The organism is Streptomyces sp. NBC_01283 (assembly GCF_041435335.1).
Lineage (GTDB): Bacteria > Actinomycetota > Actinomycetes > Streptomycetales > Streptomycetaceae > Streptomyces.
This window is the reverse complement of record NZ_CP108430.1, coordinates 2,283,893-2,296,373: the sequence shown is the minus strand read 5'-3', so window position 1 is coordinate 2,296,373 and position 12,481 is coordinate 2,283,893. Positions and strand designations below refer to the sequence as shown.

Sequence of the window (12,481 nt, the reverse complement as noted above, 5' to 3'; positions counted from 1 at the left end):
CCGCAGGCGTCTCCCGGGGAGAGCTACACCCAACGGCGAATGACGTGCGGCGGGTGATGGCCCGCTCCCCAGCGCCGCGCATTCTCCCCAGATTCTCCCCAGGAGGCCGGGAGAGCCCTTCTGAAAACTTCGCGTACGCGAAGTCGATCAAGCCTACTGGCTCCCCGCTACAGCCAGTCCCGCCGCTTGAAGATGAAGTACAGGCTCACGCACACCACTGCCATCAGCCCGATCGCGAACGGATAGCCGAACGTCCAGTGCAGCTCCGGCATCTCGTCGAAGTTCATCCCGTAGATCGTTCCCACCAACGTGGGTGCAAACAGAATGGCCGCCCACGACGAGATCTTCTTGATCTCCTCGTTCTGTTCGAAGCCCGCCTCCGCGAGCGCTCGCATCTCCGCGTTCTGTTGCTGGGTGACGAGGGTGGAGTTGACCGTGAGGATGTCGGTGAGGGCCTGGCGGAAGCCGTCGACGCGTTCGCTGGTGTGCGTGACGTGGTCGGCGACGTCGCGCAGGTAGCGCTGGAGTTCCTCGTCGGTGCGGTACTTCGCGAAGCCCGCCATCAAGGAGTGCAGCATGGCGACCAGAGGGCGGGTCGCTCGCTGGAACTCGACCATTTCGCGGGAGAGTTCGTAGATGCGGCGGGAGACCGCCGGGTCGCCGCCGAAGACCTCGGTCTCGATCTCGTCGATGTCGTTCTGGACTCCGGCCACGACCGGGGCGTACCCGTCGACCACCGCGTCCAGGATCGCGTAGAGGACCGCCTCGGGGCCGAGCTTGAGGAGTTCGGGGCTCTCCTCCATGCGGCGGCGTACGGCGGTCAGGTCCGGGGCGGCGCCGTGGCGCACCGTGATGACGAAGTCGGGGCCCACGAACACGTGCAGTTCGCCGAAGTCGACTTCCTCCGGAGCGTCCAGATAGCGGGCCGCGCGCAGGACGACGAAGAGGGTCTCGCCGTAGCGCTCCAGCTTCGGGCGCTGGTGCGCCTCCATCGCGTCCTCGACGGCGAGCTCGTGCAGGTCGAACTCGGCGGCCAGGGAGAGGAGTTCGGTCTCCGTCGGCCGGGCGAGGCCGATCCATGCCATGCCGTCGTGCTGCTCGCGCAGCTCCCGGAAGGTGTCGGCGAGCGTGGCCGGCGTCGCGACGCGGACCCCGTCCCGGTAGAGCGCGGCCTGTACGACGCTCGCGGCGTCCTGCGGTCCGGGGGAGGGGGACGCGGGCGTGCCCTCGGGATTTCCGGAGTCCCCGTTCCCTGAGGCCGAGGAGGCCTTGGCCGGGGCGGTGCGCCGCCAGCCGTGCCTCTTCGTGCTCGGTACGGGCCGGGCCCGGCGCTCCGCCATGCTGACTGCCTCCGAATGGCTGTGTGTCGGTGTCGAACGTGCGTCTTGCCAGCTCGAAGCAGGATATACGTGCCAAAAGTCGCGGGCGTGGCGCCATCTCGACCATCTCGACGCCATCCGGTGCACTCCCGATGCACTCCCGATGCGCCCTCTACGCATGCCGCGCGCATCTCCCGGCGCGCTTGCGGACAGAAGATGTCCGCAAGTCCCGCTAGCGTGCGGAGCATGACGAACACGCCGAGTACGCCCAGCAGACCGAGTACGTCGAGTACGTCGCGTTCTCCGAAGACAGGGCGGGCCCAGCACACCGACCCCGTACTCGGCACGCGCGCCCTCAACCGTGCCACCCTCGGCCGTCAGCTGCTCCTGGATCGCTCGGCCGGCCTCTCCGTCGAGGGCGCCGTCGCCCACCTCCTCGGCCTCCAGGCGCAGAACGTGAAGCCGCCCTACTACGCCCTCGCGGCCCGCCTTGAGGGGTTCGACCCGGAGGTGTTGTCCGGGCTTCTCGCCTCGCGCGATCTCGTACGCATCGTCACGATGCGCTCGACCATCCACCTGCACACCGCCGACGACGCCCTCACCCTGCGCCCGCTGGTGCAAGGCGCCCGCGACCGTGAGCTGCACGCCTTCCGCAAGGGGCTGACCGGCGTCGACCTGGAGGAGCTCGCCTCACTCGCCCGCGCCGCCGTCGAGGAGGAGCCCCGCACGATGAAGCAGTTGCGGGAGGTCCTGCTGCCCCGCTGGCCCGACGCCGATCCGCAGTCCCTTGCCGTCGCCGCCCGCTGTTCGCTGCCGCTCGTCCAGGTCACCCCGCGCGGCCTGTGGCGGCGCAGCGGGCAGGTCGCACTCACCACCGCCGAGCACTGGCTCGGCCGCCCGAGCGGGCCGGTGCCCGCGCCCGACGCCACCGTCCTGCGCTACCTCGCCGCCTTCGGGCCCGCATCCGTCAAGGACATGCAGACCTGGGCGGGGCTCACGCGGCTGCGGGAGGCCTTCGAGCGGCTGCGGCCCCAACTGCGTACGTTCCGCGACGAGAACGGCGTCGAGCTCTTCGACCTCCCCGACGCGCCCCGCCCGGACGCGGACACCCCGGCCCCGGCGCGCTTCCTGCCCGAGTTCGACAACCTCCTCCTCTCGCACGCCGACCGCGGCAGAGTCGTGCCGCAGGAGTACAAGGGCCGCACCTGGAAGGGCAACTTCGCCTACAGCGTCTTCCTGGTCGACGGCTTCCTGGCGGGCGTGTGGCGCGTCGAAGAGGGCGGAGGAAAGGGTGGGGGGCGGGGTGCGGGAGCGGCCAAGGAATCCCGCGACTCCGCCGACTCCGCCGTCCTCACCATCGAGCCGTTCGGCACCCTGACCAAGGCCCAGCGGCACGAACTGACCGAAGAGGCGGAGCGGCTCCTTCGCGGCCCCCTGCACCAGGCCGCCACGTACGACATCCGGTTCGGCACGGTCATCGAGCGCTGAACGGCGAAGGCCTCAGTGCTCCACTGGTCCCAGTCCGGCCGGCCGCAGACCTCAGTCCGCCCGGCCCGTAGCCGCGACGGTCACGCCGAGTCCGATCATCGTGACGCCCCCGGCCCCGCCGATCAGCGAAAGGCGCCGCTCCGAGCGTGCGAACCAGGTGCGGGCCGCGGATGCCGTCAGGCCCCACAGGGTGTCCGTGACGAGCCCGATGCTGATCGGGACCAGGCCCAGGATCAGCATCTGCGCGGGCAGATGACCCGCCGCGTGGTCGACGAACTGGGGGAGCACCGCCGCGAAGAACACGATGCCCTTCGGATTCGTCACTCCGACGAGCGCGCCGTCCAGGACCGTACGCAGGTCGGTGCGCGGCTCCCCGGTGGAGGCCGTGCCCATGGACTCGGCCCGCATCTCCTTGCGGTGCCGGAAGGCCTGCACGCCGAGGAAGACCAGGTAGGCGGCCCCCGCCAGCTTCACCGCCATGAACACCGCGGCCGAACGCTCCACGAGCGATCCGACGCCGAACGCGACCGCGAGGACCAGGACGTACGAGCCGAGGAGGTTGCCGAGCGCCGTCGCCACGGCGGTCCGCCTGCCATGGGCCAGGGCCCGGCCGATCACGAACAGGACGCTTGGTCCCGGGATCACGATCACCAACAGCGACATCGCCGCGAAGGCCAGAAAACGGTCCGTGGACACCATGCCCATCACCCCCTTCACGATCCATTGGGTCCATTCCATCCGACACCGGCGAAACCGTCGGTCAACGCTGCCCGCGGCTCACGGCAGCAGCCCCGCCCGGCGGGCCGCCACCACCGCCTCCAGCCTCGTGTGCGCGCCCAACTTCCGCATGGCCGCCCGCAGATACCCCTTCACCGTCTCCGGCCGCAGCCCGAGCCGCTCCGCCGCCACCGCGTTCGTCACGCCCCCGGCCACGCACACGAGGACGTCCACCTCGCGCGGCGCCAGGGACACCGAACGCTCCCGTCCCTGCGGCACAGTCGCCGCCGAGGCCAACCGGCCGCACACCGCCAATATGTCCGCCCGCAATGCCGGGTCGGCGATCCGCGGCGCCAGTTCCCGGAGCGCGCCGTGCGCCTCGCGGACCTGTTCCCAGGCGGCCCCGGCACCGGCCTGCGGCTCCCGCGCCGCCGCGATGAGCGCGTGCACCTCGTCCCGTACGACAAGGGCCTGCTCCACGTCGCGCGCCGCCGCCACCGCCGCCGAGAGCGTCCGGTCGCCCAGCGGCTGGGCCGAGCGCAGGGCCCCGTACAGGACGCCCCGGACCCTGCGCCGTACCACCACCGGCACCGCGAGCACCGAACGCAGGCCCTCCGCGGCCACCGCGACGTCGTACTCATGGCTGATGTGGCGCGAGTCGTGGTAGTCGGTGACCGCGCAGGGACGCGAGAGCGCGACCGCCTTGCCGCCGAGTCCGTTCCCGGACGACACCGCGAGACCGCACAGCGCACGCGTCCCCGTGCCCGTCAGCTCGGCGATCCGCACCTGCCGCTGCCCCTCGACGAGCCCGCCGAAGGCCACGGGCAGCCCCGTGCCGCGCCGCAGCCGCAGCAGCGCGGACCGCATCTCGACCGCCTCGCCTCCGTCAGCCGTCACGCGCAAGACCTTTCGCTTCGGGACACCCCCGTCCGGGGGTGGTGAGACCTGCATCACGAATTACACGATGTTACGTAGCGTCCGGCAATGACTCACGCGATGGGTCCGGCAAAGGTGCCGGGCATCGGACCGGCGACGAGGAGAGCGCAATGACGACGACGGGCACCAGCGGCACGGAACAGTTCCGCACGGCTCGGGACTTCCTGCTGCGGCATCGCGAGGACTACGCCGCCGCCTACGAGGGTTTCGCCTGGCCACGGCCCGAGCGGTTCAACTGGGCGCTCGACTGGTTCGACGTCATCGCCCGGGACAACGACAGGACCGCTCTCCACATCGTCGAGGAGGACGGGCCCGCCACCCGCTTCTCCTTCGCGCACCTGTCCGCCCGCTCCAACCAGGTGGCCAACTGGCTGCGCGACCGGGGCGTCCGTGCCGGTGACCGCGTCGTGGTGATGCTCGGCAACCAGGTCGAGCTCTGGGAGATCGCCCTCGCCGCGATGAAGCTGCGCGCCGTCGTCATCCCGGCGACGCCCCTGCTCGGCCCCGTCGACCTGCGGGACCGCATCCGGCGCGGGCGCGCCCGCCACGTGGTCGTACGCTCCGAGGACACGGCGAAGTTCGACGATGTGCCCGGCGACTACACACGCATCGTCGTGGGCGGCGACCGGCCCGGCTGGATCTCGTACGACGGTGGGGACGGGGTCAGCGCAACCGAATCCGTCTCCGAGGCCTCCCCCGTCTTCGAGCCCGACGGCGTCACCCACGCCGACGACCCCCTGATGCTCTACTTCACCTCGGGCACGACGGCCCGCCCGAAGCTGGTCGAGCACACCCATGTGTCGTACCCCGTAGGGCACTTGGCGACGATGTACTGGATCGGCCTCAAGCCCGGCGACGTCCACCTCAACATCTCGTCGCCCGGCTGGGCCAAGCACGCCTGGTCGAACCTCTTCGCGCCCTGGAACGCCGAGGCGACCGTCTTCATCCACAACTACGCGCGCTTCGACGCGGGCCGTCTGATGGCCGAGATGGACCGGGCCGGGGTCACGTCCTTCTGCGCCCCGCCGACCGTCTGGCGCATGCTCATCCAGGCCGACCTGACCCAGCTCCGGACACCGCCGCGCGAGGTCGTCGCCGCGGGGGAGCCGCTCAACCCCGAGGTCATCGACCAGGTGCGGCGCGACTGGGGTGTCACCATCAGGGACGGCTTCGGGCAGACCGAGACCGCCGTACAGGTCGCCAACTCGCCCGGCCAGAAGCTGAAGGCGGGCTCGATGGGGCGGCCGACGCCCGGCTTCGCCGTCGAACTCCTCGACCCGGTCACCGGAGAGCCGGGAGCGCAGGAGGGCGAGATCTCCCTCGACCTCGCGGCGAACCCGGTCGGCCTGATGGCCGGCTACCACGGCGACCCGGAGCGCACCGCGGAGTCGATGGCCGGCGGCTACTACCGCACCGGCGACATCGGCTCCCGCGACGCCGACGGCTACATCACCTACGTCGGCCGGTCCGACGACGTCTTCAAGGCATCCGACTACAAGATCTCCCCGTTCGAGCTGGAGAGCGCGCTCCTGGAGCACGAGGCGGTGGCGGAGGCGGCGGTCGTCCCCGCGCCCGACGCGCTGCGGCTCTCCGTCCCGAAGGCGTACGTCGTCCTCGCCGCCGGACATGAACCAGGACCGGACACCGCGAAGTTGCTCTTCGAGCATTCACGCGCGGTCCTCGCCCCCTACAAGCGGCTGCGCCGCATCGAGTTCGGCCCGCTCCCCAAGACCGTCTCCGGCAAGATCCGCCGGATCGAGCTGCGCGAGGCCACGGCCGCGGGCTCCGACGCCGAGTACCGCGAGGAGGACTTCCGGTGAGTGAGCGGCCGATGAACGAGGCGATGAACGGGTCGTCGATGGGCGAGCTTCCGATGGGTGAGCTGCCGCACGCCCACGACCTCTCGTACGCCCACGGTGTCAGCACGACGCCGCTGCTCGGTGACACCATCGGGCGCAACCTCGACCGGGCGATCGAGGCCTGGCCCGAGCGGGACGCGCTGGTGGACGTGGCGGCGGGGACACGCTGGACGTACGCCGAGTTCGGCTCGGCCGTTGCGCAGTTGGCGCGCGGCTTCATGGGGGCCGGGGTCGCCAAGGGTGATCGTGTCGGCATCTGGGCCGTGAACTGTGCCGAGTGGGTGCTCGTGCAGTACGCCACCGCGCGGATCGGCGCGATCCTCGTCAACATCAACCCGGCATATCGCGCGCATGAGTTGGAGTACGTGCTCAAGCAGGCCGGGGTGACGATCCTGGTGGCCTCGCAGGCGCACAAGTCGAGCGACTACCGGGCGCTGGTGGACCAGGTGCGGCCCGGCTGCCCCGAGCTGAGGTCCGTTCACTACATCGGGGACGGCTCGTGGGACGAGCTGCTCGATGCGGCCGGAGCGGTGACGGAGAAGGAACTCGCTTCCCGTGAGGGCGAGTTGAGCTGCGATGACCCGGTCAACATCCAGTACACCTCGGGTACCACCGGCTTCCCCAAGGGGGCGACGCTCTCCCACCACAACATCCTCAACAACGGCTACTGGGTGGGCCGGACGGTCGGTTACACGGAACAGGACCGGGTGTGCCTGCCGGTGCCGTTCTACCACTGCTTCGGCATGGTCATGGGGAATCTCGGGGCCACCTCCCACGGCGCCTGCGTCGTCATCCCCGCCCCGTCCTTCGACCCGGTCGCCACGCTGCACGCGGTGGAGCGCGAGCGCTGTACGTCGCTGTACGGCGTGCCGACGATGTTCATCGCCGAGCTGAACCTCTCCGACTTCGCGACGTACGACCTGAGTTCACTGCGCACCGGCATCATGGCGGGCTCACCCTGCCCGGTCGAGGTGATGAAACGGGTGGTCGCGGAGATGCACATGGAGGAGGTCTCCATCTGTTACGGCATGACGGAGACGTCCCCGGTCTCGACGCAGACCCGCCGCACGGACGACCTGGAGCGGCGCACCGGAACGGTGGGGCGCGTGCTGCCGCACATCGAGGTGAAGGTGGTCGACCCGGCCAGCGGCGTGACAGTGCCGCGCGGCACCTCCGGCGAGCTGTGCACCCGGGGCTACGGCGTGATGCTCGGCTACTGGAACGAGCCGTCACGGACGGCCGAGGTGATCGACGCCGGGCGCTGGATGCACACCGGCGACCTGGCGGTCATGCGGGAGGACGGCTACGTCCAGATCGTCGGCCGCATCAAGGACATGATCATCCGTGGTGGCGAGAACATCTACCCGCGCGAGATCGAGGAGTTCCTGTACGGCCACCCGAAGATCTCGGACGTCCAGGTGGTGGGCGTCCCCGACGAGCGCTACGGAGAGGTGCCGCTGGCCTGCGTGATCCTGCGGGACGCGGCGGATCCGCTGACGGTCGAGGAGCTTCGGGCCTTCTGCGAGGGGCAGTTGGCGCACTACAAGATCCCGGCCGGGCTGCGGATCCTGGAGAGCTTCCCCATGACGGTGTCCGGGAAGGTGCGGAAGATCGAGCTCAGGGAGCGGTACGGGGACGGGCCCCACCCCGGGTGAGCTCGCGGCGCATGGCCACGCGCGGCCAGCGGTCGAGGCCGAGCTCGGCCTCGCGGGCGCGGATCCTCCGCAGCCCCGGGGTGAGTTCGGCCTCGCCGAGCACACGGAAGCCGATGCGGGCGTAGTACGGGGCGTTCCACGGGATGTCCGTGAACGTGGTCAGGGTGAGGGCTTCCCTGCCTGCCTCGCGGGCGAGCCCGGCGGTGTGCTCGATCAGGGCCTGGCCGATGCGGCGGTGGGCCGCCCGGGGGTGCACGGTCACCTGCTCGATGTGTTCCGCGGCGTCCACGGGCTCGTGGATGAGGTACGCCAGGAGCAGGGGTGCCGGGGTGGTGCCGTCCGCCTCGGTGGCCACCCAGGCCCGGCCCGCGGTGCGGAAGCTCTCCAGGGTTTCGATGGCGGGGGGCTCGTCGTCCGCGATCGCCGCCATGTCCAGGGTGCGGAAGGGTGCACCGGCGGCGCGTTCGATGTCCTGGAGGGCGGGGAGGTCGGCCTGCGTGGCCGGGCGGATGCGCATCCGGCGAGTATGCCTCGGTCACCCCGAGGCGATCAGCTCGTCCGCCGCGCTGTTCACCGGCTGGGGTATTCCCGCGAGGTCGATGACGAACAGGGGGATGGACAGCGCGTCCGCCCGTGCGCGGGCCGCCCCCTCGTACCCCGCGAGGGAGAAGCAGACGCAGCTCACGGCGTCGGACATCGCGCTGAGCCACACGCACTCCACGTCACGCAGTGACGTCGGCTGCACGGACGGCTCGATCAGGGCGATCACACCCCGCGCCGACACCCGCACCCCGGAAGGCGCCCGCCTGACCGCGCCGCGGACCTCCCCGTACCCGAGCCAGCGCAGATACAGCCCCGCCACCGTCACCGCGTCCCGTGCCGTGCGGACCGGCACCGGCTGGAACGCGGGCCGAGGCGTCGGAGCCGTCCGGGGGAGCGGTATGTGCGCCGGAGCGGCCGGCTGCGCGGGAGCGGTCGGAGCCGCCGGTTCGGTGGGCGGCACCTGAGCGCCCGGGGGCACCTGAGCGGCGGGAGTCGCCGGTGGGGCCGGAGTGGTCGGAGCCTCCGAAGGCGCCTGCACCGCCCGTACCGGAATACGCAGCACCGCCCCGCACCCGCACCCCAGCTCGGGCTGCGGCCACTGGTCGCGGCGCCCGCACGTCCGGCACCGCACGGTCACCCACTCGTCCGCCCACGACCGGTCGGTCACCGGAGCCACCGTCGCGCCGCGCGCGATCGGCGGCACCACGGGGGCGCCGCACGCGCAGGGGTAGGACGGCGGGGCGTACAGATGCTCACGCCGGCAGACCGGGCACCGTACCGGGACGCCGCTGTCCGTCATTACTCTCACCCGTCACCATTGCCGTCACCGCTCGCCGGTTCGTGACGCCCATCGTCCACCAAGTGGGCCCGCCACGGCAGCCGGTTGAGCCAGGAGCAGGGTGCCCGTCAGGGTCAGGGTGCCCGCCAGCGTCAGGGCCCGGCGCCGACTGCCCGGCAGGGGGAGGCCCGCCATGCGCGCGACGGTGCGCGGGGCGGGCCTGGCCGTGGGATGCCGGGCGAGGCAGGCGGTGATGAGGGGCCGCAGTTCCTCCGGCACGTCCGCCATGTCGGCGGCCTCGCCTCGGGCGTCGTAGCCCGCGGCGTCGTAGCCCGCGGAGTCGTAGTGCGCGGCATCGAAGGGCCCGCGCCCCGCCGCCGCGAAGGCGAGGACCGCGCCGAGCGAGAAGACGTCGGACGGCGGCCTCGTCTCACCCCGGGGCGAGGCAAGGACCTCGGGTGCCGTATATCCCCGCGCCTCCGTGAGCCCGGCAGGCGCCCCGCACCCGGCCTGCCCCGTGTCACCGGCCCGCTCCGCGCACCCCGCCACACCGAAGTCGACGACGCGGGGTCCGCCGGTGGCCAGGAGCACGTTCGACGGCCGCAGGCCACCGTGCACGAGCCCCGCCCGGTGGATGTCGTTCAGCGCCCCGGCGAGGGCGTTCGCCAGGACCCGCAGGTCCGGCGTACCGAGGGGCCCGCCCAGATCCCGTACCCACGTGGCGAGCGTCGGTCCGGGGACGTACTCCGTGGCGAGCCAGGGCACCGCGCCGTGCGGGTCGGCGTCGACGAGGGCGGCGACCCGGCGCCCCCGGACCGCGCCGAGCGCCCGGACCTCGCGGGCGAAGCGGGCGCGGAACTCCTGGTCGCGGGCGAGGGAGGCGTGCACGACCCGCAGGGCGGCGGCGCGTCCCGTCCCGTCGTGCGCGAGGAAGACCCGCCCGAGGCGTCCCTGTCCCAGCAGGGGCCCGGCCGTCCAGCGGCCGTGGCTCGGCGGGTCCTGCCCGGCGGGCAGCGTGTCCGGTGCACTGGCCACGGTCGACCCCCCGGTGGTGTGGCCCGAATTCAATGCGAATTCAACGACTGGGACGCGCCCTTCAGGCGGCCCGGTTCCCGGACATCTCTTGACGGTCTCCACCGCACCCCCCTACATTGCTTCCATATAGCAGAACATAATTTCCACAATGCGGAAACAGAAGCTCACCGCGGGGCGCGACGGGAGCCGGATCCGCCAGCCGAACACGCCGGCCGAGAGGTCGGCGCAGCTGTCGAAGCTGTTGTCGAAGCAGGAGAACCCCATGGCTCGTATGACCGCTGTCCGCGCGGCAGTTGAGATCCTCAAGCGCGAGGGCGTCACCAACGCGTTCGGAGTCCCCGGCGCCGCGATCAACCCCTTCTACAAGGCGCTCCAGCAGGGCGGTGGCATCGACCACACGCTCGCCCGCCACGTCGAGGGCGCCTCGCACATGGCCGAGGGGTACACCCGCGCCAACCCGGGCAACATCGGCGTCTGCATCGGTACGTCGGGCCCGGCGGGCACCGACATGATCACCGGTCTGTACTCGGCGATCGGTGACTCGATCCCGATCCTCTGCATCACGGGTCAGGCGCCGACGCACCTGCTCCACAAGGAGGACTTCCAGGCCGTCGACATCGCGACGATCGCCAAGCCGGTCACCAAGATGGCCGTCACGGTCCTGGAGGCCGCGCAGGTCCCCGGCATCTTCCAGCAGGCGTTCCACCTGATGCGCTCGGGCCGCCCGGGCCCGGTCCTCATCGACCTGCCGATCGACGTCCAGCAGACCGAGATCGAGTTCGACATCGACACGTACGAGCCGCTGCCGGTCTACAAGCCGTCCGCGACCCGTGCCCAGATCGAGAAGGCGATCACCTACCTGGTCGAGTCCGAGCGTCCGCTGATCGTCGCCGGCGGCGGCATCATCAACGCCGACGCCTCCGACCTGCTGGTCGAGTTCGCCGAGATCACCAACACCCCTGTCGTCCCGACCCTGATGGGCTGGGGCACGATCCCCGACGACCACGACCTGAACGCGGGCATGGTCGGCCAGCAGACCGGCCACCGCTACGGCAACGCGACGTTCCTGGAGTCGGACTTCGTCCTGGGCATCGGCAACCGCTGGGCCAACCGTCACACCGGCTACAAGCTGGACGTGTACACCCAGGGCCGCAAGTTCGTCCACGTCGACATCGAGCCGACCCAGATCGGCAAGATCTTCGCGCCGGACTACGGAATCGCCTCCGACGCCAAGGTCGCCCTCGAACTCTTCGTCGAGGTCGCCAAGGAGCTCAAGGCCGCCGGCAAGCTGCCCGACCGCTCGGCGTGGGTCGCCTCCCACCTGGAGCGCAAGGAAACCCTCCAGCGCCGCACGCACTTCGACAACATCCCCATGAAGCCGCAGCGCGTCTACGAGGAGATGAACAAGGCCTTCGGCCCGGAGACGCGTTACGTCACCACCATCGGCCTCTCGCAGATCGCGGGCGCCCAGATGCTGCACGTCTACAAGCCGCGGCACTGGATCAACTGCGGCCAGGCGGGCCCGCTCGGCTGGACGATCCCGGCCGCGCTGGGTGTCGCCACCGCGGACCGCGACACCCCGGTCGTCGCGCTGTCCGGCGACTACGACTTCCAGTTCATGATCGAGGAGCTGGCGGTCGGCGCGCAGCACCGCATCCCGTACGTCCACGTCCTGGTGAACAACGCCTACCTGGGTCTGATCCGCCAGGCGCAGATCGGTCTGGACATCAACTTCCAGGTCAACCTGGAATTTGAGAACCAGAACAGCCCGGAGCTGGGCGTCTACGGCGTCGACCACGTCAAGGTCGCCGAGGGTCTGGGCTGCAAGGCCATCCGCGTCACCGACCCGAATGAACTGGGCACGGCCTTCGAGCAGGCCAAGAAGCTGGCCCAGGAGCACCAGGTCCCGGTCGTCGTCGAGGCCATCCTGGAGCGCATCACGAACATCTCCATGAGCCCCACGGCCGACATCAGCGCGGTCAAGGAGTTCGAGGAACTCGCCACGGAGCCGGGCCACGCGCCCACCGCCATCCGGCCCCTGAAGGTCTGACGGCAGCGTCACACAGCTCACTGAAGGGGCGGTCCACCCGGCGGGGTGGACCGCCCCTTCGGCGTTCCCGGGGCATTGTCAGTGGCGCGCGGCACACTGCC

The 12,481-nt window shown here is 70.9% G+C and carries 10 protein-coding genes; 4 read left to right on the top strand and 6 right to left on the bottom strand.

Annotated features, from left to right (window positions below):
- Positions 1-167 precede the first annotated feature (167 nt).
- Positions 168-1,340 carry a magnesium and cobalt transport protein CorA gene (locus tag OG302_RS10440; protein ID WP_371526524.1) on the bottom strand — a complete coding sequence of 391 codons (1,173 nt, stop codon included), beginning with the start codon at positions 1,338-1,340 and terminating at the stop codon, positions 168-170.
- Positions 1,341-1,565: 225 nt separating this feature from the next.
- On the opposite strand from OG302_RS10440, the gene OG302_RS10435 reads away from it, so the two are divergent.
- Positions 1,566-2,807, top strand: a complete 1,242-nt coding sequence (locus OG302_RS10435; protein WP_371526523.1) for a winged helix DNA-binding domain-containing protein — start codon at positions 1,566-1,568, stop codon at positions 2,805-2,807.
- A 51-nt stretch (positions 2,808-2,858) separates the two neighbouring features.
- Here the strand turns inward: OG302_RS10435 and OG302_RS10430 are convergent, their stop codons facing one another.
- On the bottom strand, positions 2,859-3,506 hold the full coding sequence (locus OG302_RS10430; RefSeq protein ID WP_371526522.1) for a LysE family translocator: 648 nt from the start codon (positions 3,504-3,506) through the stop codon (positions 2,859-2,861).
- 78 nt (positions 3,507-3,584) lie between these two features.
- Positions 3,585-4,421, bottom strand: a complete 837-nt coding sequence (locus OG302_RS10425; protein ID WP_371526521.1) for a response regulator transcription factor — start codon at positions 4,419-4,421, stop codon at positions 3,585-3,587.
- Positions 4,422-4,570: 149 nt separating this feature from the next.
- On the opposite strand from OG302_RS10425, the gene OG302_RS10420 reads away from it, so the two are divergent.
- Together OG302_RS10420 and OG302_RS10415 are read left to right on the top strand one after the other, a co-directional pair.
- Positions 4,571-6,280, top strand: coding sequence for an AMP-binding protein (locus OG302_RS10420; RefSeq protein WP_371526520.1), 1,710 nt, complete (start codon positions 4,571-4,573; stop codon positions 6,278-6,280).
- Positions 6,281-6,333: 53 nt separating this feature from the next.
- Positions 6,334-7,974, top strand: a complete 1,641-nt coding sequence (locus OG302_RS10415) for an AMP-binding protein (RefSeq protein ID WP_371750084.1) — start codon at positions 6,334-6,336, stop codon at positions 7,972-7,974.
- Here the strand turns inward: OG302_RS10415 and OG302_RS10410 are convergent.
- From OG302_RS10410 to OG302_RS10400, 3 genes are read right to left on the bottom strand one after another with little or no spacing between them, the layout of a single operon-like run.
- Positions 7,937-8,491 carry a GNAT family N-acetyltransferase gene (locus tag OG302_RS10410; protein ID WP_371526519.1) on the bottom strand — a complete coding sequence of 185 codons (555 nt, stop codon included), beginning with the start codon at positions 8,489-8,491 and terminating at the stop codon, positions 7,937-7,939. The two genes, OG302_RS10415 and OG302_RS10410, sit on opposite strands and share 38 nt — an antisense overlap.
- A gap of 18 nt (positions 8,492-8,509) precedes the next feature.
- The gene (locus OG302_RS10405) at positions 8,510-9,316 is read right to left on the bottom strand and encodes a hypothetical protein (RefSeq protein WP_371526518.1); all 807 of its coding nucleotides are present in this window, start codon (positions 9,314-9,316) and stop codon (positions 8,510-8,512) included.
- A 24-nt stretch (positions 9,317-9,340) separates the two neighbouring features.
- Positions 9,341-10,330: a serine/threonine-protein kinase gene (locus tag OG302_RS10400; protein ID WP_371526517.1), complete on the bottom strand. Its 990-nt coding sequence runs from the start codon at positions 10,328-10,330 to the stop codon at positions 9,341-9,343.
- 262 nt (positions 10,331-10,592) lie between these two features.
- On the opposite strand from OG302_RS10400, the gene gcl reads away from it, so the two are divergent.
- The gene (gcl, locus tag OG302_RS10395) at positions 10,593-12,380 is read left to right on the top strand and encodes a glyoxylate carboligase (RefSeq protein ID WP_371750083.1); all 1,788 of its coding nucleotides are present in this window, start codon (positions 10,593-10,595) and stop codon (positions 12,378-12,380) included.
- The last annotated feature ends 101 nt before the right edge of the window (positions 12,381-12,481 follow it).